Consider the following 22,544-nt stretch of genomic DNA (forward strand, 5'->3'; position numbering starts at 1 on the left):
CATGGAACGAGTCAGTATTGTTGAGCGCCCGGACTGGCGCGAAAAAGCCACCGAATACGGTTTCAACTTTCACACCATGTACGGCGAGCCGTACTGGTGTGAAGATGCTTACTATAAGCTCACGCTCGCTCAGGTCGAAAAGCTTGAAGAGGTAACCGCAGAGCTGCACCAGATGTGCCTGAAGGTAGTAGAAAAAGTCATCGACAGCGATGAGCTGATGACCAAATTCCGCATTCCGAAGCACACCTGGAGTTTTGTTCGTCAGTCCTGGAAAACGAACCAGCCTTCGCTCTACTCTCGCCTCGATCTGGCATGGGATGGTGTGGGTGAACCGAAGCTTTTAGAAAACAACGCGGATACGCCAACCTCCCTGTACGAAGCCGCGTTCTTCCAGTGGATCTGGCTGGAAGATCAGGCGAATGCCGGAAACTTGCCCGAAGGCAGCGACCAGTTCAACAGCCTTCAGGAAAAGCTGATTGAGCGTTTCGTCGAACTGCGTGAACAGCACGGTTTCAACCTGTTGCACCTCGCCTGCTGCCGCGATACCGAAGAAGATCGCGGTACGGTTCAGTATTTGCAGGACTGCGCAGCCGAAGCGGAAGTGGCGACGGAATTCCTCTATATCGAAGATATCGGTTTAGGTGAAAAAGGTCAGTTTACGGACATGCAGGATCAGGTCATCAGCAACCTGTTCAAGCTCTATCCGTGGGAATACATGCTGCGGGAAATGTTCTCTACCAAACTGGAAGACGCCGGCGTGCGCTGGCTGGAACCGGCCTGGAAGAGCATTATCTCCAATAAAGCCCTGCTGCCGATGCTGTGGGAGATGTTCCCGAATCACCCGAACCTGCTGCCTGCTTACTTTGCTGAAGATGATTTCCCACCGATGGAGAAATACGTCGTTAAGCCAATCTTCTCCCGTGAAGGGGCAAACGTCTCGATTATCGAAAACGGTAAAACGCTGGAAGCGGTTGAAGGGCCGTACGGTGAAGAAGGGATGATCGTCCAGGCGTTTTATCAACTGCCGAATTTTGGCGACAGCTATACGTTGATCGGCAGCTGGCTTATTAACGATCAGCCTGCCGGGATTGGCATTCGCGAAGATCGCGCGCTGATTACGCAGGATCTGTCGCGTTTCTACCCGCATATTTTCGTCGAGTAAGACTTGCCCGGTGGCGCTACGCTTACCGGGCCTACGCTCAATATGTAGGTCGGGTAAGGCGAGCCGCCACCCGACATGTTTTTACCCCACCTGCACCGACAGCATACTCAAGCTCCCCATCTCAATACCGTCGACCGGGATTGTAATAACCTCCTGACCATCCCACGCGCCTAATACATACAGCAATGGCAAGAAGTGTTCCGGCGTCGGGTTAGAGAGCGAACCGCCGTCATAATCCAGATAGTTCACCAAAGGGTGTCGTTCGGCCGGCCCTTGCCAGGTCAGGTTGTCTTTTACATAGTCATTAAAGGCTGTTGCCCAAGGGTACGGCGTATTTTCACCGTGCCAGCGTACCGTACGCAGATTGTGTACCACGTTGCCACTGGCAATCAGCATGATGCCTTCATCACGAAGCGAAGCCAGCTTACGCCCCATCTCCATGTGCCAGGCAGCCGGTTTGGTGCTGTCGATACTCAGTTGCACCATCGGGATATCGGCATCCGGATACATTTTGATCAACACCCCCCATGAGCCGTGGTCAAAGCCCCAGGCTTCTTTGTCCAGCGCAACCGGAACAGGGGCGAGCAGATCAACGAGCCGCTGCGCCAGCTCGGGGGAGCCCGGAGCAGGATAATGCGTGTCATACAGCGCCTGCGGAAAGCCGCCAAAATCATGAATCGTTTTTGGCGCTTCCATAGCCGTCACACCGGTACCCCGGGTAAACCAGTGCGCAGAGACCACCACAATTGCCTTCGGACGCGGTAACGTCTCACCCAGCTGACGCCAGGCACGGGTATAGACGTTATCTTCCAGGACGTTCATTGGGCTGCCATGGCCTAAAAACAGTGCTGGCATACGAGAAGAAGACATGGTGATATCCTTAGAGAAGGTGTCAATGTGATGGGCCTACATTACGCGCATTCAGGTGAAGATGAACGCAGATAACCGTGAAGATCATCATCAGGAAATTTGAATGTCAGATATCGCTTAAGGAGAATGCATGTCAGTACCGTTGATTTTGACCTTACTCGCGGGCGCCGCAACCTTTATCGGTGCGTTCCTCGGGGTACTCGGGCAAAAACCCTCTAATCGCCTTCTGGCCTTCTCGCTGGGTTTCGCCGCCGGGATCATGCTGCTTATCTCGCTGATGGAGATGCTGCCCGCCGCGCTTCACACCGAAGGTATGTCGCCTGTTCTGGGCTATGGCATGTTTATCATTGGACTGCTGGGTTATTTTGCGCTCGACCGTATTCTTCCTCACGCGCACCCGCAGGATTTAATGCAAAAAAGCGTTACCCCCATCCCGGGCAATATCAAACGCACGGCCATTCTGCTGACGCTGGGTATCAGCCTGCATAACTTTCCGGAAGGTATCGCCACCTATGTCACGGCCAGCAGCAACCTGGAAATGGGTTTTGGTGTGGCGCTGGCCGTGGCTTTGCACAATATTCCTGAAGGACTTGCCGTTGCCGGGCCCGTTTATGCCGCCACGGGTTCAAAACGTACGGCTGTCTTTTGGGCGGGTATCTCCGGGATGGCTGAAATTCTCGGCGGCGTGCTGGCGTGGCTGATCCTCGGTAGCCTCGTCTCCCCGATTGTGATGGCTGCGATTATGGCTGCCGTGGCCGGGATTATGGTCGCGCTCTCTGTCGATGAGCTGATGCCGCTGGCGAAAGAGATCGATCCCAACAATAACCCAAGCTACGGCGTGCTGTGCGGAATGTCGGTGATGGGGTTGAGTCTGGTTCTACTACAAATTGCAGGTATCGGTTAACCAGAAATACACCTTTGTGTTCATCACGCAAAGGTGTATTTCTTTGTGTAAGGCTCAACCAGTAGTACGTGAGATTGATATTCTTCATTTATTATTTTAATTTTAGCATTAACGTTATTTATAAAACTTAACAAATTTATATTCACACCAACCATAGCCTCTACCGCTTCCAAAATCTCTTGATTAAATAACATCATCCGCAACCCGATCTATCTCTCATTAATCTTTATCAACGTGTAGTTTAAATGAGAAAATTCTCAACATACACAAATATACTGAGTTCACCACCCGCAACATTCATCATCAAAATGGATATGATGAAATTTATTAAAAACATGTTTTAGATTATCTAACATAAAAAATCGGCGTTTTATTGATAGACTCGCTGTCGCAATACGAAAGTGACGATTCAATGTTTATAGCGACTCGCACTGCGAGCACTTCATTATTAATGAAATGTGAAGTTTTACCTATTATAAAGGATTATAGTTCATGTTTAACAAAAAAATGTTAGCTGTAGTTACCACTGCGCTTTTGTCTGGCGCCGCTTTCAACGCATCTGCTGCAGATGCAGGCCATGGTAAAATTGCCTTTGAAGGCATCGTTATCAGCGCTCCATGCTCTATCGCTCCGGGCGATGAAAACCAGACAATCAATCTTGGTGAAGTTGCTGACTCAGCCCTGAATGGCGGCAAATACTCGCTCCCAGTGGATGTTCAAATTCATCTTCAGGATTGCACCCTGACTGACGGGACCACCTCCATTACCAAAGCTAATGTCACCTTCACTTCCGCTAATGCAGATGCCACCACCAACCTTCTGAAAAATACAGCTGAAGGCAACTACGGTAGTGCTACAAACGTTGGCGTACGCTTGCTGACCGAAGGTCGAGAGAACGTTGAGATGGGCGTGAAACAGCCTGTAGATTTAGTTGCTGATAATTCCTACCAGGTGCTGAACTTCAAAGCCCGTATGGAATCCCCAACCAAAACTGCAACAGCGGGTAACGTGACGACTGACGTTAACTACGTCTTGAGCTACGAATAACCAATTAATTATTGCTTAAGGGATATTCAAGCCGATGAGGGAATCATCGGCTTTTTGAACTCATCTTCTTAGAAAGGGATTTCATGTATATGATTAAACGGATTGAATTAAACAAACTCGCCCTTTTTATTAAGAACATACTTCATCCAGTCCTGTTTACAGCGGTATTGTTCACTCCAGCCTATGCGGTTGAATTCAATACGGACATGATAGATGCAGAAGACAAAACAAACATCGACCTCAGCCAATTTGAGAAAAAGGGATATATCCCCGCGGGGCAGTATATCGCTAAAGTTGAAATCAACAAGAAAAAATTGCCTGACATCCATTCATTTGAATGGATAAAAGCAAACAACGAAAGTGGTACAGAAGTCTGCCTGTCAAAAGATGACCTGACAACATTTGGATTCGCAGAAGAATTTACCCAACAGTTAGGCACGATTAATAAACAAGGTTGCGTTGATCTTAGAGGTAAACCTGAATTCGCTGTACGTCTCGACAGAGCTGAAATGGTGGTATCCATTACGGCCCCCCAGGCATGGATGAAATATCAGGCGCAAAATTGGACTCCCCCAGAATTCTGGGATAACGGTGTCGCAGGTTTCATTTTCGATTACAACCTGTATGCCAGCCAGTACGATCCCGACAGTGGAGAAAAAAGTCAGGATCTCAGCTCCTATGGCACGCTTGGCTTTAATCTTGGTGCCTGGCGTTTGCGTTCAGATTATCAATACGATCACTCATATGAAAATGGAAAATCCGTAGGTACCACCAGTAACCTGGATCGGACCTATCTTTTCAGACCGATTCCATCTATATCCTCGAAACTTATCGTGGGTCAGTACGATCTGAATTCAGACATTTTCGATACTTTTCACTTCACGGGGGCATCGCTCGAAAGTGACGAAAACATGCTGCCGCCAGATCTGCAGGGTTATGCGCCACAAATAACAGGTATCGCTCAGACTAATGCTAAAGTCACAGTGACGCAAAATGGACGCATGATCTACCAGACGACTGTCGCACCAGGTCCGTTCAATATTACCGATATTGGTGACACATTCCAGGGTCAGCTTGATGTTACCGTTGAAGAAGAAGACGGACGCAAAAGCAGTTTCCAGGTGGGGGCGTCGTCAATACCCTTTCTGACCCGCAAAGGTCAGATCCGTTATAAAACCTCTACCGGAAAACCAACATCCGTGGGCCATACGGACGTAAACAATCCACTGTTCTGGACGGGAGAATTATCCTGGGGATGGACGGGTGATACGTCACTCTACGGAGGTGCCTTGCTTACTGCCGATGATTATCAGGCCATGACGGCCGGGATAGGTTTTAACCTGAACAGTTTCGGCTCACTTTCCTTCGACGTCACGCGCGCAGATGCAACGTTGCACAATCAGGACAACGAGGGCAAGCAAAGTGGCTATAGCTATCGCGTAAACTACGCCAAACGTTTTGAAGAAACGGGCAGCCAGGTCACATTCGCTGGTTATCGTTTCTCTGATAAAGAATATGTCACCATGAGTGAATATTTGACGGCACGCAGTGGGGACGATTCAAGCAGCAATGAGAAGGAGAGTTATGTCCTCTCATTTAACCAGTATATTGAATCTCTGGCGATTAACACTTATACCAACCTGACCCGCAACACATACTGGGATGAAAGCTCTAGTACCAACTACACATTTTCTATTAGTCGTAACTTCGATATTGGAAGCTTCAAGGGTGTTTCATCTTCACTGTCTATTGGCAAAACTCGCTGGGATGATAAAGAAGAAACGCAGTACTATCTTTCATTTACGATCCCACTTGAACAGAGCCGCAGCCTCTCTCTGAGCATGCAGAAAAATGGCAGCGACAGTACCTCCCAGATGGTGTCCTACTATGACTCCTCCGATAGAAATAATACCTGGAACGTCTCTGCCTCTGGCGATGAAAGCGACTTCCGTAAGGCTGAGCCTGCTATTCGCGGTAATTATCAACACTATTCGCCTTATGGCCGACTGAATATTAACGGCAGCGTCCAGCCGAATACCTACAATTCAATCACAGCCGGATGGAATGGCTCATTTACGGCTACTCGCTATGGCATGGCATTGCACGATTACAGTAATGGCAATAATTCACGCATGATGGTCGATACCGATGGTATTGCGGGTGTACCACTAAGCGACAATAGAACAGTGACAAATGCCATGGGCATTGCCGTAACTAATTCAGTGAGTGATTACACAACGTCCACCGTACGTATTGATAGCAATAAATTACCTGATGGTGTTGATATTGATAATTCTGTCATAAATACCACCCTTACAGAAGGTGCAATTGGCTACGCCAAACTAAATGCGACGAAAGGATATCAAATTCTTGGCGTCATCCGACTAGCTAATGGGCATTATCCTCCATTGGGCGTCAATGTTATTGATGTCGGTAGTGGTCGCAACGCCGGTTTGGTAGCCGAAGAAGGTTATGTCTATCTTAGTGGCCTTCAGGAAAACAGCACGTTGCGCCTGACCTGGGAGGGAAACAGCTGCGAGATAACACCACCAAACGAAAGCAAGACCGAAGGCAACTCCATTATTATGCCATGTAAAAACTTACATTAATTCAGGATGAATATGATGAAACCCACTTTGTTTGTAAAAGGACTTATCGCTATTTTCAGCATGTGCTCGTTAGCACATGCGACAGTATCACCTGACAGAACACGAATTATCTTTAATCAGACGGATAAAATCGTATCAATTAAATTGAAGAACCAAAGCAAAGTGCTTCCCTACCTGGCCCAATCATGGATTGAGGACAAAGAGGGTAAGAAGACACGCGAATTCCTTACACCGCTCCCACCGTTGCTTCGTCTCGAGGCGGGTGAGCAAAGTCAGATCCGTATCATTGGTCAGCCAAAGCTGACACAGCTTCCATCTGACAGAGAATCGCTTTTTTATTACAACATTCGAGAGATTCCACCGCGTTCAGAGCAAGCGAATATTCTGCAACTTGCGATGCAGAGCCGCCTGAAGGTGTTCTGGCGACCAAAAAGCATTGTGCTCAAAGAGGGCCAGGCCGTTCCGATGGATAAAGTCGAAGTATCACTCACGGCTATGGGTTTAACGATTAAAAATGGAACCCCTTACCATATCACCGTGGGTTATATCGGTACTGATGGAAAAACACTTTTACCAGGTGCAAAAGGATTTATGATCGATCCTTTCTCTCAGAACAATTCAGAGTTAAAAGCGTTACCAGCAAAATTCCAGATTGGCTATATAGGGGACTATGGCGGTTTGAATATGTTTAGCGTGAGCTGTACATCTGTGCAACTCGTTTGCCATAGTGAACCCGCGAAGAAGGGATGAAAATGAAAAAAACGTACCTACTTTTTGGCATTATTCTTTTTATCAGTTCATTTTCATCCTGGGCTGTTGACTGCTACCAAAATAATAAAGGTGGTGCCACAACCTATACCGCTAATCTTCCAAGTTTTACCGTCCCTTCAAATGCAGTTCTCGGAAGCAAAATATGGGAAAGCTCTGACGTCAATATTACGGTGTACTGCGACAACGCGCCAGGCTGGACAAAAACGGTTCAGACTGAAGACATTTTTGCCTGGATAAAACTATCCAAGGTCAACAGCGCAGATGTTATTAACAATCCCTATTTTACCTTTGGTGTTAGCTACAATGGTGTTGACCATGAAATGACGGATGAAGGAATTGATACTGGGGCTTGTCTGGATAAATATGAAGAATATTATGATGGTATCTGGCACAATCCCGTCTGTAATGGGTCAACCTTGCAAAAGAGCATCACTTTTCCTGCACGCTTTAGATTATATGTAAAGTTAAAAGCCTTCCCTAACGATCCAGATACCGTTTATAATTTCGGCAGTATTAACGTACTGCAGTTTGATGGTGAAGGCGGTGCCAACCTTGCCAAAAATGCAAAGAATTTGCGGTATAACATCGATGGACTCGATCATGTTCATTTTCTGGATTGTAGCGTAGATATTAAAATTTTCCCGGAAAATCAGACCGTTGATTTTGGTCAGGTGAATAATATCGACGTGGTAAACCAGAAAAAAAACTTCAGTGTGTCGACTATACGAGACGCAACGGCGGCATGCTCACAACAGTTTGATGTGACGATGAGTTTTAATACAGATGATTTATATGACACCAGTCGCATCGATATGGGTAATGGCTTATTAATGCAGATCCGTGATGAAGCATTAGGCCAGGATATTTTAATGAATACCTATTATCCCTTTGCAACCTATTATCCAAACAGCGGGACTTCCACTATAACCCATAATTATATGGCTAAGCTGACGCAAAACCCGAACAGAGAGATTACAGTAGGTCCCTTTAGCAAGGACATTATCCTCAAGATAAACTATGAATAATCAAATACAAAAAAGCCGGGTTTCCCCGGCTTTTTCACATCAACTCTTTTAGCTGGCTTTGCGCTCGTGCGCCTGGCGGTATTCGACCAAATCTTCAATCGTCACGACCGGCATGTTGTGCAGACGCGCAAAGGTAACGCACTCCGGCGCGCGCGCCATAGTGCCATCATCGTTGGTCAGTTCACACAGTACGCCTGCAGGTTTGAAGCCTGCCAGCGTCACCAGATCGATCGTCGCTTCGGTGTGACCGCCACGGGTTAGCACGCCGCCCGCCTGCGCACGCAGTGGGAAGACGTGGCCAGGACGGTGCAGGTCGGAAGGTTTCGCACCATCGGCAATCGCTGCACGCACGGTGGTTAGACGGTCAGCCGCAGACACGCCGGTGGTCACGCCGTGCGCCGCTTCAATGGTCACGGTGAAGCCGGTGCCAAAGGCGCTGGTGTTGTTCTCAACCATCATCGGCAGATCGAGCTGCTTGCGACGGTCTTCGTTAATACACAGGCATACGATGCCGCTGCCGTGACGGATGGTCAGCGCCATCTGCTCAACGGTCATGTTTTCGGCGGCGAAAATCATATCGCCTTCGTTTTCACGGTTTTCATCGTCGAGCACCATTACGCCGCGGCCTTCGCGCAGTGCATCAAGTGCATGTTCAACACGTTCAGTTGAAGTGCCAAAAGAGGAAAGTAGCGTCTGATTCATGGTAAAAAAACCTCATTAACATTATGGTTACCAGAATCAGGGCAGTCTTAGGAGCGCCGTATAAGCGGCAAAAAGATAACGTGAGCGGGCCAAGCCCGACTGGATCGTTACTCTCTCCCATCCGGACTCTAACCGTCGGCCCCGGAATTACACCGGATCTGCTGACCTTTGAGAATTCACCCAAAGCGCTCGCGGGCTTTCAGCGTTCAGCTGATTTACCGCCGGTGGGGAATTTCGCCCCGCCCTGAGAATAAGCGAGATAACTATAACGCTATTGATTACCCTGGGCAATGCATAAGCTTCAAACAATTTTGTTTAACCCACGGCATGACGCGCTACAATAGGCACTAACACCTTTTCATCAAGGGAAACGACAATGATTGACCCAAAGAAAATTGAGCAGATCGCGCGTCAGGTTCATGAGTCCATGCCGAAAGGTATTCGTGAGTTTGGTGATGACGTTGAGAAGAAAATCCGCCAGACGTTGCAGGCACAGTTGGTTCGCCTTGATTTAGTCAGCCGCGAAGAGTTTGATGTGCAGACTCAGGTGCTGCTGCGCACCCGCGAGAAGCTGGCGCTGCTGGAACAGCGTCTGAGCGAGCTGGAGAGCCGCAATGCGCCGGAAGAAGTGAAGCCAGCGCCAGCTATTCCACCGGTGGATGACCAGGCATAAGTGCGGCCTGATGCCCTCACCCCAGCCCTCTCCCACAGGGAGAGGGTGAAAAACGAACGGGCCAACTGGCCCGTTTTTTACTGACTGTCTTTCTGGATCTTCTTAATGATGTTGGTGGTTGAACACCCGTCCTCAAAGTTGAGCACCATCACTTCACCACCATTTGCCCAGACCTCTTCGCTACCTGCGATTTGCTCTGGTTTGTAATCACCGCCCTTCACCAGCAGATCAGGCAGAATTCCGGCAATCAGGCGCTGCGGGGTGTCTTCTTCAAATGAGACCACCCAGTCCACCGCTTCCAGCGCGCCGAGCACTATCATGCGCTGCTCCAGCGGGTTCACCGGACGCGTTTCACCCTTCAGACGTTTGGTTGAGGCATCGCTGTTGACCGCCACAATCAGGCGATCGCCCAGCTTACGCGCATTCGCCAGATACGAGACATGACCCGCATGCAGGATGTCGAACACGCCGTTAGTCATCACCACTTTTTCACCGCGTTTGCGCGCGGCAGCAACGGCCACTTTCAGTTCCTCTTCGGTCATGACGCCAAAGCCGGTATCCGCGCGCCCACGCACCGCGTTTTCCAGCTCGACTGGCGAAACGGTGGAGGTCCCGAGTTTACCGACGACCACGCCCGCCGCGGCGTTCGCGAAGTAGCATGCTTCTTCCAGGGAGTTACCCGCCGCCAGCGTCGCCGCCAGCACGCCAATCACCGTATCACCGGCACCGGTCACGTCGTACACTTCCTGCGCCTGGGTTGGCATATGCAGCGGCGCCTTGCCCGGTTGCAGCAGCGTCATGCCCTGTTCGGAACGGGTCACCAGCAGCGCAGACAGCTCGAAATCAGCGATGATTTTCATGCCGCGCTCAACCAGCTCTTCTTCAGTTTTGCACTTGCCCGCCACCGCTTCGAATTCAGAGAGGTTTGGCGTCAGCAGGGTTGCGCCGCGATAACGCTCGAAATCGGTGCCTTTCGGATCGATCAGCACCGGTACGCTGGCTTTACGCGCCAGCTGGATCATGGTCTGCACGCTCGCCAGCGCGCCTTTGGCATAATCAGACAGCACCAGCGCGCCGATATTGCCCAGCGCCTGGCTAATACGCTCGTGTAGCGGCTCAGGATCAACGCCTTCGAATCCTTCTTCGAAATCGAGGCGGATCAGCTGCTGGTTACGCGACAGGACGCGAAGCTTGGTGATGGTTGGGTGGGTCGGAACAGAAACGAAGTCGCACTTCACGTTCACGTCCGCCAGCGACTGACTCAGGGCACGCGCCGCATCGTCAATGCCGGTCAGGCCTACCAGACGCGAATGCGCGCCCAGCGAGGCTATGTTCATCGCCACGTTTGCCGCGCCGCCTGGACGCTCTTCAATGGTGTCGACCTTAACTACCGGCACCGGCGCTTCCGGAGAGATACGGCTGGTCGGCCCATACCAGTAGCGATCCAGCATCACATCACCGACAACCATAACTCCAGCACGTTCAAACTCTGGCAGTGTTACTTTCATTCCTGACTCCAGAAAGATTCACAATTTGCGCGCGATAATATCACACTTGTTTTGTTACGCACGGTTCCACCAGCCACTTCTGCCAGCTTGTGGTCACCTGCGCGCGTTCATCGGTGAAACAGTCCAGCGCCACATGGCCCGGCTGTTCCTGTAAGGCCAGATGGTGCAACTCATCACGCAACGTGGTGTAGGCGCGGGTTAATGCCTGCGCCTCCTGCTCATCCATAATGTCGTTCTGTGCCAGCAGTTCCAGTATGCGCACGTTATCCGACCAGCGGGTCAGCTTCGGCTTATCGTGCGCGTGCAGCAGCACCAGGTACTGAGTGATAAACTCGATATCGGTAATGCCGCCTTCATCGGCTTTAATATCAAAGCGATCGCGATGTTTGTTGCCAAGGTGCGCGCGCATCTTCTCCCGCATTTCCCGCACTTCGGTTTGCAGCGTACTGCCCTCGCGCGGGGTCGTCATGACCGCCTTGCGGATCGCATCAAACTGCGTTTTGAGCTGCGGATCGCCGTATACCACGCGGGCGCGCACCAGCGCCTGATGCTCCCACGTCCAGGCTTCGTTCTTCTGATAGTCGGCGAAAGCCTCCGTCGAGGTGACCAGCATGCCTGCCGCGCCGGACGGGCGCAGACGCGCATCCACTTCATACAGAATGCCGGATGAGGTGCGGGTGCTGAACAGGTGCATAATGCGCTGGGCCAGACGCAGGTAGAACTGCCGCCCGTCAATCTCACGTTCGCCGTCGGTCATGACGTCTGCCGGACAGTCGTGGAGGAAAATCAGATCCAGATCGGAGCTGTAGCCCAGCTCCCAGCCGCCCAGCTTGCCGTAACCCACCACCGCAAAACCGCGGCCTTCGCGCTCTGCAAGGTGTTTCGGCTGCCCGTAGCGGGACACCATCTGCACCCACGCCTGATGGACAACCGCGTCGATGATCGCTTCCGCCAGCCAGGTTAAGTGATCGCTCACTTTCATTACCGGCAGGGTGCCGGCGATATCTGCCGCCGCCACGCGCAGCATCTGCGCCTGCTTAAACTGACGCAGCGCCTCAAGCTGTTGCTCTTCGTCCTCTTCCGGTACGCGCAGCAGATACTGACGCAGCTCGTCGCGGTAGGCATCCGTCGCCGTCGGCTGATACAGCGTATTCGGGTCGAGCAGTTCGTCCAGCAGCAGCGGATAACGCGCCAGCTTGTTCGCCACCATCGGCGAGGCGGCGCAGAGAGAAATCAGGTGCTTCAGCGCGCCGGGAAACTCGCTTAACAGTTCGAGGTAAGTGGTACGCGTGACGATCCCGCTCAGCAGCGGCATCATGCGCGACAGCGGCACCGGCGCATCCTCGCGGGAGCAGACATCGCTCAGCAGATGCGGCATCAGATGATCCAGCACCTGACGACCGCGTGGGCCAATGGCGCGTTTGTTCAGTTCGAAGCGGAAATCGGCAATCAGCGCCACCACGCGATGGCGGGCATCGTCGCTTAAGTGCGCCAGCACCGGCGTGGTGTCATCTTCCTGGAGCGCGTCCTGCCACAGCTCGCGCCAGTGCTCGGAGAGCGCATCGTCCTGCGATTCACTTTCGTCGTCGCCGATCAGATCGTTAAAGATGCGGCGCACGCCCGCCATATGCGCTTCCAGCCGTTGCGTCAGCGCCGCCCAGTCATCCACCCGCATCCCCCAGGCCAGACGCGCCCGGTTCAGCTCGTCGCCCGGTAACGTCTGGGTCTGTTCGTCGTTGATACTTTGCAGCAAATTTTCCAGACGACGCAGGAAGAGATAAGAGTCACGCAGCGTTTGCGCATCGCCTTCCGGCAGCAGATGCAGCTGCTCGATAGCGCTCAGCGTCGGCAGCAGCGAGCGGGATTGCAGAGAAGGTTCACGCCCACCGCGTATCAGCTGGAAGACCTGGACGATAAATTCGATCTCACGAATACCGCCCGCGCCGAGCTTGATGTTGTCCTTCAGGCCACGGCGACGCACCTCGCGGGCAATCATCCCTTTCATATTTCGCAGGGACTGGATCACGCTGAAGTCGATGTAGCGGCGGAACACAAACGGGCGCAGCATGGCGCGCAGCTCGTTGGCCCAGGCATCGTCGCTGTCGCCCATGATCCGCGCTTTGACCATCGCGTAACGCTCCCAGTCGCGACCCTGCTCCTGGTAATAATCTTCCAGCGCGGCAAAGCTCAGCACCAGCGGACCGCTGTCGCCAAACGGACGCAGACGCATGTCCACGCGGTAGACAAAACCATCCTGCGTGGGCTGATCCAGTGCCTTAATCAGCCGCTGCCCCAGGCGAGTAAAGAACTGGGCGTTGTCCAGCTCGCGACGACCGCCGCGCGTGGAGCCGTTCTCCGGCCAGGCAAAAATCAGGTCGATGTCTGAGGAGAAATTAAGCTCGCAGCCGCCCAGCTTGCCCATCCCCAGAATCAACAGCGGTTGCGGAACCCCGGCTTCGCTGCACGGCGTGCCCCACTCTTTACAGCAGGCGGCGTAGAGCCAGTCCCGCGCGGCGACAATCAACGTCTGCGCCAGCTCGCTCAACTGCTGCAAAGTGCTCTCTTCGCTCACCAGCTCCAGCGCCTGCGCCCAGGCAATGCGTACCATTACCCGGCGGCGGAACTGACGCAGTACGCGCATCAGCGTGGCTTCGTCTGCCACCTCTGCCAGCGCGGTTTGCAGCCAGCCAGCATAATGCCGCCACTCGTCAGCCTGCGGCGGCGCGCTTTCCAGCTCTGCCAGCCAGTCCGGGTTGGCGCTGACGCTCTCCTGCACAAAATCACTGAACGTGAGCACGCTTTTCGCCTGCTCGCTTAACGATGACGCGGGTAACGACTCAGGCAGGCGTTCGCAAACGGTCTGCCAGTGCTGCTGTAACTGCGAAGAAAGCGGCATATCAGGGGTTCCTTGCCAGAATTAACGTTTTCCGCTGTGCAGCCAGTACGGATCCTGCGAAATGGCCTCGTTGCGGAAATGCTCGATCTCGATCTGCTGACGGGTCTCGATGGCATGCTTCAGCCCCTGCCAGTTCTCCAGCCAGGCCTGCGCCTTAACGCCCTCATACGCACCTGACAGCAGCAACATGCTGTCGATGTTACGCGCCAGGCGGGGAAGCTGATCGCCATACTGGTCGCCCAGCGGATGCGCAAAGGTGGTTCTCAGCTCGGCCGCGTGACGGGAGAGGTGGATATCCGCAAAACGTTTGAAGTTTTCCGCGATTTTGGTCTGCCCTTTCGCATCGAGGAAAATACGCCAGCCACGCGTCACCAAAAACTCGGTCAGCGCCAGTTTCGCGCTGGCGTTTTGCGGGCTGTAGATCGCCGTTTGTGCCGACACGTCGGAAAGCATCAGCGTTTCGGTTTGAGTGAGCAAATCACGTAAGTGAGTGCTGGCTTTACGCGGTACAATGCCGCCAAAGAGCGTCAGGGTATGACGCACCAGCCCCATAGCGGCCAGCACCTGTTTTTTGGCATTTTTCACGTTACGCGCCCACAGCTCCTCGTGGTACTGCCACTGAGAGAGCGCCAGCTCCAGCGCCGCTTCCATGCCCTGCTCAACGGAGGCTTTCGGCACAACGCGCAGAATCGGGGTTTCTCGCAGCACGCGCGGCGCATTCCCGGCGGCCAGGTGATAGCCGCGTGCCGCTTTACTCAGGCTGCCCTGACGCAGCCCAGGCTGGTTCACCAGCTTGTGCGCCAGCTTCAGCACGTCGCTCGCCTCGCCTTCCAGCAGTTCGAGTTCCAATTCGCAGATCGGCTCCTGCTCTTCACCCGCCTTAATTTCACCCCGATCAAACGCGATCTCAATGCGGCTCTTGCCTTCCGTCACCAGCCATTTTTCGCGCCAGAAATCGGTGCTGAACAGCGGTTGCGCCTCTGCCGACAGCGTTGCGGGCAGCGTCCCTTCCGGCCACACTTCCGCCGGAAAACGATCCAGCTCAAGTTCTGGCTTACTGATGTCGATATTGTATTCCGGACGCTGGTGCAAACCGCCCACCACGCGACCGGCGATTTTCATCGTCATCTCGTAGCGCCCGTTCGCACCCCGGATGCGCAGGCCCATATCGTGGTTGCGCAGCCAGTTGTCCGGCGTTTCGTAATAGATGTTGAGCAGCTGTACGGGTTCATGGTGCTCGCCGGACAGCGTATTCAGATGCTGGCGGAGCGCGTCAGCGCTGTCTTTTTCGACGATAAACTTTAATTCGATCTCTTGTGCCATAGCCTTGTACTTTTGCGTGCGTCACAGACGCGTCGATGAAGGCGAACTTCCTCGCCATTTGTTTGTCAGTACATAGTATTTTGCGCCAAATTGCCACGCAATGAGCAATTTGACGGGCGTAAAAGTTTAAAGCGGTGGAAATCATGACACAGATGATTCCGATTGATGATGAATCCTTTGCGTAGCGACACTGATACCACTACTATCGTTCCACTTTTTATGAAAATAACGACTGATATGCTTAAATTACGCCTGATTGGACTTACTTTACTCGCTTTTAGCGCCGCAACCGCGGTCCACGCTGAAGAGAAACGTTACGTTTCTGATGAACTGAATACCTGGGTACGCAGCGGCCCTGGAGACAATTATCGCCTCGTGGGTACGGTAAATGCCGGCGAGGAAGTGACTCTGCTGCAAACCAATGCAGACACCAATTACGGTCAGGTTCGTGACAGCTCTGGCCGCACCTCATGGATCCCGCTGAAAGAGCTGAGCACGGTGCCAAGCCTGCGCACCCGCGTGCCGGACCTGGAAAATCAGGTGAAAACCCTGACCGATAAGCTGAACAACATTGACGGCACCTGGAACCAGCGCACCGCAGAGATGCAGCAGAAAGTGGCGCAAAGCGACAGCGTGATCGCCGGTCTGAAAGATGAAAATCAGAAGCTGAAAAATGAGCTCATCGTCGCGCAGAAGAAAGTGAACGCCGCGAATCTACAGCTGGATGACAAACAACGCACCATCATCATGCAGTGGTTTATGTATGGCGGCGGGGTGCTTGGCGTCGGTCTGGTGCTGGGTCTGGTGCTTCCTCACCTTATCCCGAGCCGTAAACGTAAAGACCGCTGGATGAACTAACTCGTCTTCTCTGCCACACTTACGTATCATCTTGCGAAAAGAGAAAACGGGAGTGTTGGCGTGAAGAGTTATCTGGTCGGTGGTGCGGTACGTGATGCGTTATTAGGTCTGCCGGTCAAAGATAAAGACTGGGTCGTGGTCGGTGCCACGCCCGAAGCGATGATTGACGCGGGCTACCAGCAGGTAGGCCGCGATTTTCCTGTGTTCCTCCATCCGAAAAGCCGGGAAGAGTACGCCCTGGCGCGTACCGAACGGAAATCCGGTTCCGGTTATACCGGCTTCACCTGCTATGCCGCGCCGGATGTGACGCTGGAGCAGGACTTACTGCGCCGCGATCTCACCATTAATGCCCTGGCGCAGGACGAAAAAGGCCATATTATCGACGTCTACGGCGGCCAGAACGATCTGCGCGACCGTCTTTTACGCCATATTTCCCCCGCCTTTTCTGAAGATCCGTTACGCGTACTGCGCGTGGCGCGTTTTGCCGCCCGTTATGCCCATCTCAGCTTCCGCATCGCCGACGAGACGATGGCGCTGATGACGGCCATGACCGACGCGGGCGAGCTGGAACATCTGACGCCAGAACGCGTCTGGAAAGAGACCGAAAACGCCCTGACTACCCGTAATCCGCAGGTCTTTTTCCAGGTACTGCGCGACTGCGGGGCGCTGAAAGTGCTATTCCCGGAAATAGATGCGCTGTTTGGCGTGCCCGCCCCGGCGAAATGGCACCCGGAAATTGATACCGGCATTCACACCCTGATGACGCTAAGCATGGCCGCGATGCTCAGTCCTGAAGTGGACGTGCGCTTTTCCACCCTCTGCCATGACCTCGGCAAAGGGTTAACGCCAAAGGAGTTGTGGCCACGCCATCACGGGCACGGTCCGGCTGGCGTGAAGCTGGTTGAAGGGCTTTGCCAGCGCCTGCGCGTGCCGAATGACATTCGCGATCTGGCAAAACTGGTGGCCGAGTTCCACGACCTGATCCACACCTTCCCGATCCTGAAACCCGCCACCATCGTCAGGCTGTTCGATAACATCGACGCCTGGCGCAAGCCGCAGCGCGTGGAGCAAATTGCGCTTACCAGCGAAGCCGACGTGCGCGGCCGCACCGGGTTTGAAGCGTCCGATTATCCGCAGGGTCGTTTGCTGCGTGAGGCGTGGGACGTAGCGAAAGCGGTGCCAACGAAAGAGGTGGTGGAGGCAGGGTTTAAAGGCCCGGCGATCCGCGAAGAGCTGACGAAGCGGCGGATTGATGCAGTTGCAGCGTGGAAGGAAAAACGTTGCCCTCAGCCGAAAGACTGAGGGCGGTCGGTCATCAGAAGAAGACCACGTACACGGCAGCCGCGACGATAAAGCGGTAGATCGCGAACGGAATAAACGAAATACGCTTAATCAGTTGCAGGAAGGTTTTGATGGCGATCAAAGCCACAATAAAGGCGGTGATAAAGCCCACGGCGAACATCGGAATGTCACCCACGGTCAGGAAGCCGATGCTTTTGTAGAGATCCAGCGCGGTGGCGCCCATCATCATTGGCACCGCCAGCAGGAACGAGAACTCAGACGCCGCGTAACGGCTCACGCCCATCAGCATCCCGCCGGAAATGGTTGCCCCTGAACGGGAGAAGCCCGGCCACAGCGCCAGACACTGGAAGCAGCCAATCATAAACGCCTGGCGATACGTCATATCATCCAGACCTTCCGCACGCGGGGTTTTTGGCTTCAGCACTTCGGCGGCAATCAGCAGGAAGCCACCGACAACCAGCGCGTACATCACGTTAATCGGGTTGAAGAGCGATTTAATGGTGTCGTGGAACACCAGCCCCAGCACCACCGCCGGGATCATCCCGAGCAGAATATGAATCAGCGTCAGGCGCCCTTTGCCCTCTCCTTCACGCTGCGGCAAACGCCCGAAGTGGATGCCGATCAGTCCGAACAGACGACGCCAGAACATCACGACTACCGCCAGGATAGAGCCCAGCTGGATCACCACCTCAAACGTCTTTGCGGTATCGCCTTCAAAGCCCAGGAGATGGCCAACGATAATCATATGGCCCGTACTGGACACCGGCAAAAACTCCGTCAATCCTTCGACCACACCCAGTATTGCCGCCACCAGCAGCGAGTGCATATCGCTCATCTATAAACCCCTAAAAAGATATAAAAAAACGGTGTCCCACGCGGACAACCGTGAAAGATACAGCTTTAAGACCGATATAACCTAAAATGGTTTAGCTATTATGACGTTAAATCTTTCCTTTCAGATTTGTGCCACGCTCGATAATCACGCCCACATTGGCGGCGCGCGCCACCGCTCCCGGCTTGCTTAGCTTAATGCGCACCCATGGGGAGTTAAATCTGCTCAGCAGCAGGTCTGCTACCTCTTCCGCCACCCGTTCTACCAGCGCAAAACGTTGCCCTTCCACATGGGCGATGACCGTTTCACTGATGTCGGCGTAGCTCAGACAGTCATTCACATCATCGCTTTTTGCTGACTTACGGTTGTCCCAGCCCATTTCGATATCGAACACCAGTTTCTGCTCGATGGTCTGTTCCCAGTCGTAAACACCAATTGTGGTGATTACCGAAAGTTGCTCTATAAATACAATATCCATCACGACCTGCCTGCTTTTTGGCTAAACCGGATACCACTTCCGGCGAATTATGCGTATTATCCACAGATGCTGAGAATACAGATACATTTTCAAAACGGAACAGCGTTATGAGTGCAATCGCGCCTGGAATGATTATCCTCGCCTACCTTTGCGGCTCAATCTCCAGCGCCATTCTGGTCTGCCGCATCGCCGGGTTGCCTGACCCGCGTGAAAGTGGTTCCGGGAATCCGGGGGCGACCAATGTACTACGAATTGGCGGCAAGGGAGCAGCCGTAGCGGTTTTGATTTTTGATGTTCTGAAAGGAATGCTTCCCGTCTGGGGCGCGTATGCGCTCGGCGTCACACCCTTCTGGCTGGGGCTGATTGCCATCGCCGCCTGCGTCGGCCACATCTGGCCCGTTTTCTTTGGTTTTAAAGGCGGTAAAGGCGTTGCCACCGCGTTTGGCGCGATTGCGCCGATCGGCTGGGATCTCACCGGCGTGATGGCGGGCACCTGGCTGCTGACCATCCTGCTGAGCGGTTATTCGTCGCTGGGCGCCATCGTCAGCGCACTGATCGCCCCGTTTTATGTCTGGTGGTTTAAACCGCAGTTTACCTTCCCGGTGTCGATGCTCTCGTGTCTGATCCTGTTGCGCCACCACGACAACATTCAGCGCCTGTGGCGGCGTAAGGAAACCAAGATCTGGACGAAGCTCAGGCGTAAAAAGAAAGACGCTCAGTAAACCGTTCGTTATGCCTTATAACCAAATGTGATTTTTGTCACCTTCTGCCTGTGGTAACTGTTAGAGACACAACACAACCACACAAAAAGAAAATGGCAGAAATCACAGATTCAACTCCCCTTCCAACGGCAGGAAACACCCCGGATGGCGACATCAAGTGGGTGCGTAGCGCATCGGACGTTTCACGTCTCGTTAATGACGGCTCTCAGGGCCGGGCCAATGCCCGCATCGTGGTCGGTATCGCACTCGGGGGAATTTTCCTCGATGCCTACGATCTCGGCGCGCTGGCATTCGGCATCAAAGACATCACCCGCGAATTTAACCTGACGCCCGCCGGTACCGGCATGGTGGCCTCGGCGATTACCTTTGGTGCGATTGTCGGGGCGCTGCTCGGCGGCTATCTTACGGATAAAATCGGGCGCTACCGCGTCTTTATGGCCGACATGGTATTCTTTGTCGTTGCCGCTATCGCCTGTGCGCTGGCCCCGAACGAATATGTGCTGGCGGGCGCGCGCTTTGTGATGGGTCTTGGCGTTGGGATCGACCTTCCCGTCGCGATGGCGTTTCTCAGCGAGTTCGCCAGGCTGAAAGGCCCGGGGAATAAAGCCTCCAGCGTCGCAATGTGGTGCCCCACCTGGTACGCGGCCATCAGCATCTCTTATCTTCTGGTGCTCTTCTTTTACGCCGTGCTGCCGGAAAGCCACAGCGACTGGCTCTGGCGTCTAATCCTTGGCTTTGGCGCGGTGCCCGCGCTGGTGATTATCGCCATCCGCAGCCGCTATATGAGCGAATCCCCGGTCTGGGCGGCGAATCAGGGCAATCTGAAGGAGGCGGCGTCCATCCTGCGGCAGTCTTACAATATTAATGCCCACGTACCGCAGGATGCGCTCGACCAGCCCGCGCCTGTCGTGAACAAGGCAAAATGGTCGAACTACCTGAACCTGTTCCGCGGTATCTATCTGCGGCGTACCACGCTCGCCACGCTGCTGTCAGTGGTCTCCTCGTTCGCCTATAACGCAGTAGCCTTTGGCCTTCCGGTGATCATCTCCAGCTTCTTTGTGCAGTCGATGCTGACCACCATTCTGATCTCGCTGGCGCTTAACCTGCTGTTCGCCTTTGTCGGCGGGCTGCTGGCGGTGCGCTATGTTCCGCGCTTCGGCGCATGGCGGATGTCTCTGGCGGGTTATGCGTGCCAGCTTGCGGCACTGCTCGGCCTGGCGTTGATTGGCCGGCCTGACGGGGCCACGGAAGGCGTGTTCGCCGTCGCGATGCTGGCGCTGTTCCTGTTTGGTCAGGGTTTTGGTCCAGGTGCGCATACCATGACGTTTGCCTCCCTGAGCTACCCGACCTCGCTGCGCGGCGTGGGCGTGGGGCTTAACCAGACGCTGATGCGCAGCAGTTCAACGCTGTCACTGTTTCTGTTCCCGCTGCTGGTCGCCTCGCTGGATACCGCCGTGTTCTGGGTGATTGCGCTGGCGCCGTTTATCGGTCTGGCGTCGCTGCTGGCGATCCGCTGGGAGCCGTCGGGGTATGATGTGGATGCAGAGGATTATCGCTAGCCTTTCTTGCCGGGTGGCGCTGCGCTTACCCGGCCTACATTACTGAAACCGGCTCACATGAGCCGGTTTTTTTATCCATAAGCGACTCATATGACAGCCTTCATTTCCGCCAGGGCATACTGAAACGTACCCCGATAGTGTGGAAATGGAAGCACCATGTTAGCAACTCAGGTCACTGATAATTCATACAAAGGCTGGCAGGCCTCGCTTGCCCTCCAGTTTTGTCATACCCCTGAGAAAACCCTCCTCCATTCCGCGCGTCACAGCGGGCCGCTCACCGTTCAGCGTCCGTTTTATCCCGAAGGGGAAACCTGCCACCTTTACCTGCTGCACCCGCCAGGCGGAATTGTGGGCGGAGATACGCTGGATATTTCCGTGCGGCTCGACGCCAAAAGCCATGCCCTCATCACCATGCCCGGCGCCAGTAAGTTCTATCGCAGCAACGGCCCGCTGGCCTGCCTCAGTCAGCATTTTTACCTCGACGAAGAGGCCACGCTGGAGTGGCTGCCGCAGGACACCATTATTTTCCCCGGCGCTAACGCCGCGCTGCGTTCCGTCTTTCACCTGCACGCCACCAGCACGCTGCTGGCGTGGGAACTGTACTGTCTGGGCCGTCCGGTGATAAACGAAACCTTCAGCCACGGCACGCTGGAGAACCGCCTTGAGGTGTGGGTGGATGGCGAGCCGCGTCTGATTGAGCGACTGCATCTCAGCGGTGGCGATCTGACGCCCGTCGCGGACCATCCGTGGGTCGGCACGCTGCTGTTCTATCCGGCCCGGGAAGCACTTCTCGACGCGGTGCGTGCGCTTCTCGCCCCGCTGGAAAACGTTGGCGGGGCGACGCTCACCGACGATCTGCTGTCGGTGCGTTTTCTCTCCCACGACAACCTGATTTGTCAGCGGGTGATGCGCGATATCTGGCAGTCGCTTCGCCCGCTTTTAACTCCCAAAACCGCCTGTTCGCCGCGCATCTGGCAGACATAAGAGAAACGCTATGGAACTGACTCCCAGAGAAAAAGACAAGCTGTTGCTGTTCACCGCCGCGCTGGTTGCCGAACGCCGCCTCGCGCGCGGGGTAAAGCTCAACTACCCGGAATCGGTCGCGCTGATCAGCGCCTTTATTATGGAAGGCGCGCGCGATGGCGAAACCGTCGCCTCGCTGATGGAAGCCGGCCGCCACGTCCTGACGCGCGATCAGGTGATGGAAGGCGTGCCGGAGATGATCCCGGATATCCAGGTGGAAGCCACCTTTCCGGACGGATCCAAGCTCGTCACCGTCCACAACCCGATCGTGTAAGGAGCG

At 54.0% G+C, this 22,544-nt stretch carries 21 protein-coding genes and 1 riboswitch; of the genes, 13 read left to right on the top strand and 8 right to left on the bottom strand.

The annotated features are described in order from the left end of the window. Position 1 precedes the first annotated feature (1 nt). The gene (locus tag RS584_RS19805; protein ID WP_069596017.1) at positions 2-1,162 is read left to right on the top strand and encodes a glutathionylspermidine synthase family protein; all 1,161 of its coding nucleotides are present in this window, start codon (positions 2-4) and stop codon (positions 1,160-1,162) included. A gap of 81 nt (positions 1,163-1,243) precedes the next feature. Here RS584_RS19805 and ygiD read toward each other — a convergent pair whose 3' ends face one another. Next, a complete protein-coding gene (ygiD, locus tag RS584_RS19810; RefSeq protein WP_315748510.1) occupies positions 1,244-2,032 on the bottom strand; it encodes a 4,5-DOPA dioxygenase extradiol in 789 nt (262 codons plus the stop codon). A 130-nt stretch (positions 2,033-2,162) separates the two neighbouring features. Between ygiD and zupT the strand changes: the two genes are divergently transcribed. Then, positions 2,163-2,936 (top strand): zinc transporter ZupT, encoded by a 774-nt coding sequence (gene zupT, locus RS584_RS19815; RefSeq protein WP_315748511.1) that lies wholly within the window; start codon positions 2,163-2,165, stop codon positions 2,934-2,936. A gap of 23 nt (positions 2,937-2,959) precedes the next feature. On the opposite strand, the gene RS584_RS19820 is transcribed toward zupT, so the two are convergent. After that, positions 2,960-3,133 carry a hypothetical protein gene (locus RS584_RS19820; RefSeq protein WP_315748512.1) on the bottom strand — a complete coding sequence of 58 codons (174 nt, stop codon included), beginning with the start codon at positions 3,131-3,133 and terminating at the stop codon, positions 2,960-2,962. A gap of 295 nt (positions 3,134-3,428) precedes the next feature. Here RS584_RS19820 and RS584_RS19825 point away from each other — a divergent pair, with 295 nt between their 5' ends. From RS584_RS19825 to RS584_RS19840, 4 genes are all read left to right on the top strand, one after another. Further along, on the top strand, positions 3,429-3,983 hold the full coding sequence (locus tag RS584_RS19825) for a fimbrial-like protein (RefSeq protein ID WP_315748513.1): 555 nt from the start codon (positions 3,429-3,431) through the stop codon (positions 3,981-3,983). An 83-nt stretch (positions 3,984-4,066) separates the two neighbouring features. Further along, the gene (locus tag RS584_RS19830; protein ID WP_410493104.1) at positions 4,067-6,592 is read left to right on the top strand and encodes a fimbria/pilus outer membrane usher protein; all 2,526 of its coding nucleotides are present in this window, start codon (positions 4,067-4,069) and stop codon (positions 6,590-6,592) included. Between the two features lie 15 nt (positions 6,593-6,607). After that, on the top strand, positions 6,608-7,342 hold the full coding sequence (locus RS584_RS19835; protein WP_410493177.1) for a molecular chaperone: 735 nt from the start codon (positions 6,608-6,610) through the stop codon (positions 7,340-7,342). Between the two features lie 2 nt (positions 7,343-7,344). Continuing rightward, on the top strand, positions 7,345-8,388 hold the full coding sequence (locus tag RS584_RS19840; RefSeq protein WP_315748515.1) for a pilus assembly protein: 1,044 nt from the start codon (positions 7,345-7,347) through the stop codon (positions 8,386-8,388). Positions 8,389-8,436: 48 nt separating this feature from the next. Here the strand turns inward: RS584_RS19840 and ribB are convergent, their stop codons facing one another. Beyond that, positions 8,437-9,090, bottom strand: a complete 654-nt coding sequence (ribB, locus tag RS584_RS19845) for a 3,4-dihydroxy-2-butanone-4-phosphate synthase (RefSeq protein WP_131633480.1) — start codon at positions 9,088-9,090, stop codon at positions 8,437-8,439. 105 nt (positions 9,091-9,195) lie between these two features. Beyond that, positions 9,196-9,346, bottom strand: a riboswitch (FMN riboswitch). Positions 9,347-9,466: 120 nt separating this feature from the next. Here ribB and ubiK point away from each other — a divergent pair. Beyond that, positions 9,467-9,763 carry a ubiquinone biosynthesis accessory factor UbiK gene (gene ubiK, locus RS584_RS19850; RefSeq protein ID WP_000566823.1) on the top strand — a complete coding sequence of 99 codons (297 nt, stop codon included), beginning with the start codon at positions 9,467-9,469 and terminating at the stop codon, positions 9,761-9,763. Between the two features lie 77 nt (positions 9,764-9,840). Here ubiK and hldE read toward each other — a convergent pair whose 3' ends face one another. The 3 genes from hldE to RS584_RS19865 are packed head-to-tail and all read right to left on the bottom strand — an operon-like array spanning position 9,841 to position 15,490. Further along, on the bottom strand, positions 9,841-11,271 hold the full coding sequence (hldE, locus tag RS584_RS19855; protein WP_315748517.1) for a bifunctional D-glycero-beta-D-manno-heptose-7-phosphate kinase/D-glycero-beta-D-manno-heptose 1-phosphate adenylyltransferase HldE: 1,431 nt from the start codon (positions 11,269-11,271) through the stop codon (positions 9,841-9,843). Positions 11,272-11,311: 40 nt separating this feature from the next. Further along, the gene (glnE, locus tag RS584_RS19860; RefSeq protein ID WP_315748518.1) at positions 11,312-14,167 is read right to left on the bottom strand and encodes a bifunctional [glutamate--ammonia ligase]-adenylyl-L-tyrosine phosphorylase/[glutamate--ammonia-ligase] adenylyltransferase; all 2,856 of its coding nucleotides are present in this window, start codon (positions 14,165-14,167) and stop codon (positions 11,312-11,314) included. Between the two features lie 21 nt (positions 14,168-14,188). Next, positions 14,189-15,490, bottom strand: a complete 1,302-nt coding sequence (locus tag RS584_RS19865; RefSeq protein ID WP_039269735.1) for an inorganic triphosphatase — start codon at positions 15,488-15,490, stop codon at positions 14,189-14,191. Between the two features lie 237 nt (positions 15,491-15,727). On the opposite strand from RS584_RS19865, the gene RS584_RS19870 reads away from it, so the two are divergent. Together RS584_RS19870 and RS584_RS19875 are read left to right on the top strand one after the other, a co-directional pair. Beyond that, positions 15,728-16,348 (top strand): TIGR04211 family SH3 domain-containing protein, encoded by a 621-nt coding sequence (locus tag RS584_RS19870; RefSeq protein WP_001303390.1) that lies wholly within the window; start codon positions 15,728-15,730, stop codon positions 16,346-16,348. Between the two features lie 60 nt (positions 16,349-16,408). Beyond that, positions 16,409-17,650 (top strand): multifunctional CCA addition/repair protein, encoded by a 1,242-nt coding sequence (locus RS584_RS19875; RefSeq protein WP_017384033.1) that lies wholly within the window; start codon positions 16,409-16,411, stop codon positions 17,648-17,650. A 13-nt stretch (positions 17,651-17,663) separates the two neighbouring features. Here the strand turns inward: RS584_RS19875 and bacA are convergent, their stop codons facing one another. Both bacA and folB read right to left on the bottom strand, forming a co-directional pair. Next, positions 17,664-18,485: an undecaprenyl-diphosphate phosphatase gene (gene bacA / locus RS584_RS19880; protein ID WP_003862545.1), complete on the bottom strand. Its 822-nt coding sequence runs from the start codon at positions 18,483-18,485 to the stop codon at positions 17,664-17,666. Between the two features lie 106 nt (positions 18,486-18,591). After that, positions 18,592-18,960: a bifunctional dihydroneopterin aldolase/7,8-dihydroneopterin epimerase gene (gene folB, locus RS584_RS19885; protein ID WP_017384032.1), complete on the bottom strand. Its 369-nt coding sequence runs from the start codon at positions 18,958-18,960 to the stop codon at positions 18,592-18,594. A gap of 107 nt (positions 18,961-19,067) precedes the next feature. On the opposite strand from folB, the gene plsY reads away from it, so the two are divergent. The 4 genes from plsY to RS584_RS19905 all read left to right on the top strand — a co-directional run bounded on the left by plsY (position 19,068) and on the right by RS584_RS19905 (position 22,538). Then, on the top strand, positions 19,068-19,682 hold the full coding sequence (plsY, locus tag RS584_RS19890) for a glycerol-3-phosphate 1-O-acyltransferase PlsY (protein ID WP_017384031.1): 615 nt from the start codon (positions 19,068-19,070) through the stop codon (positions 19,680-19,682). A gap of 92 nt (positions 19,683-19,774) precedes the next feature. Beyond that, positions 19,775-21,241 carry an MFS transporter gene (locus RS584_RS19895; protein ID WP_032619001.1) on the top strand — a complete coding sequence of 489 codons (1,467 nt, stop codon included), beginning with the start codon at positions 19,775-19,777 and terminating at the stop codon, positions 21,239-21,241. Positions 21,242-21,397: 156 nt separating this feature from the next. Then, on the top strand, positions 21,398-22,225 hold the full coding sequence (locus tag RS584_RS19900) for an urease accessory protein UreD (protein WP_032619000.1): 828 nt from the start codon (positions 21,398-21,400) through the stop codon (positions 22,223-22,225). 10 nt (positions 22,226-22,235) lie between these two features. After that, entirely contained in the window at positions 22,236-22,538 is a 303-nt protein-coding gene (locus RS584_RS19905) for an urease subunit gamma (protein WP_003862556.1), read from the top strand. The last annotated feature ends 6 nt before the right edge of the window (positions 22,539-22,544 follow it).

The organism is Enterobacter sp. DTU_2021_1002640_1_SI_PRY_ASU_LCPMC_013, from assembly GCF_032389435.1.
Classification (GTDB): domain Bacteria; phylum Pseudomonadota; class Gammaproteobacteria; order Enterobacterales; family Enterobacteriaceae; genus Enterobacter; species Enterobacter hormaechei_C.

What these genes read in the sequence shown, in the direction of transcription:
- glnE (WP_315748518.1), bottom strand. Translation starts at nt 14,167, where the DNA reads ATGCCGCTTTCTTCGCAGTTACAGCAGCACTGGCAGACCGTTTGCGAA.
- ubiK (WP_000566823.1), top strand. Translation starts at nt 9,467, where the DNA reads ATGATTGACCCAAAGAAAATTGAGCAGATCGCGCGTCAGGTTCATGAG.
- plsY (WP_017384031.1), top strand. Translation starts at nt 19,068, where the DNA reads ATGAGTGCAATCGCGCCTGGAATGATTATCCTCGCCTACCTTTGCGGC.
- RS584_RS19820 (WP_315748512.1), bottom strand. Translation starts at nt 3,133, where the DNA reads ATGATGTTATTTAATCAAGAGATTTTGGAAGCGGTAGAGGCTATGGTT.
- RS584_RS19840 (WP_315748515.1), top strand. Translation starts at nt 7,345, where the DNA reads ATGAAAAAAACGTACCTACTTTTTGGCATTATTCTTTTTATCAGTTCA.
- RS584_RS19900 (WP_032619000.1), top strand. Translation starts at nt 21,398, where the DNA reads ATGTTAGCAACTCAGGTCACTGATAATTCATACAAAGGCTGGCAGGCC.
- RS584_RS19830 (WP_410493104.1), top strand. Translation starts at nt 4,067, where the DNA reads ATGTATATGATTAAACGGATTGAATTAAACAAACTCGCCCTTTTTATT.
- RS584_RS19865 (WP_039269735.1), bottom strand. Translation starts at nt 15,490, where the DNA reads ATGGCACAAGAGATCGAATTAAAGTTTATCGTCGAAAAAGACAGCGCT.
- RS584_RS19805 (WP_069596017.1), top strand. Translation starts at nt 2, where the DNA reads ATGGAACGAGTCAGTATTGTTGAGCGCCCGGACTGGCGCGAAAAAGCC.
- RS584_RS19835 (WP_410493177.1), top strand. Translation starts at nt 6,608, where the DNA reads ATGAAACCCACTTTGTTTGTAAAAGGACTTATCGCTATTTTCAGCATG.
- zupT (WP_315748511.1), top strand. Translation starts at nt 2,163, where the DNA reads ATGTCAGTACCGTTGATTTTGACCTTACTCGCGGGCGCCGCAACCTTT.
- bacA (WP_003862545.1), bottom strand. Translation starts at nt 18,485, where the DNA reads ATGAGCGATATGCACTCGCTGCTGGTGGCGGCAATACTGGGTGTGGTC.
- RS584_RS19895 (WP_032619001.1), top strand. Translation starts at nt 19,775, where the DNA reads ATGGCAGAAATCACAGATTCAACTCCCCTTCCAACGGCAGGAAACACC.
- RS584_RS19870 (WP_001303390.1), top strand. Translation starts at nt 15,728, where the DNA reads ATGCTTAAATTACGCCTGATTGGACTTACTTTACTCGCTTTTAGCGCC.
- hldE (WP_315748517.1), bottom strand. Translation starts at nt 11,271, where the DNA reads ATGAAAGTAACACTGCCAGAGTTTGAACGTGCTGGAGTTATGGTTGTC.
- ygiD (WP_315748510.1), bottom strand. Translation starts at nt 2,032, where the DNA reads ATGTCTTCTTCTCGTATGCCAGCACTGTTTTTAGGCCATGGCAGCCCA.
- ribB (WP_131633480.1), bottom strand. Translation starts at nt 9,090, where the DNA reads ATGAATCAGACGCTACTTTCCTCTTTTGGCACTTCAACTGAACGTGTT.
- RS584_RS19905 (WP_003862556.1), top strand. Translation starts at nt 22,236, where the DNA reads ATGGAACTGACTCCCAGAGAAAAAGACAAGCTGTTGCTGTTCACCGCC.
- folB (WP_017384032.1), bottom strand. Translation starts at nt 18,960, where the DNA reads ATGGATATTGTATTTATAGAGCAACTTTCGGTAATCACCACAATTGGT.
- RS584_RS19825 (WP_315748513.1), top strand. Translation starts at nt 3,429, where the DNA reads ATGTTTAACAAAAAAATGTTAGCTGTAGTTACCACTGCGCTTTTGTCT.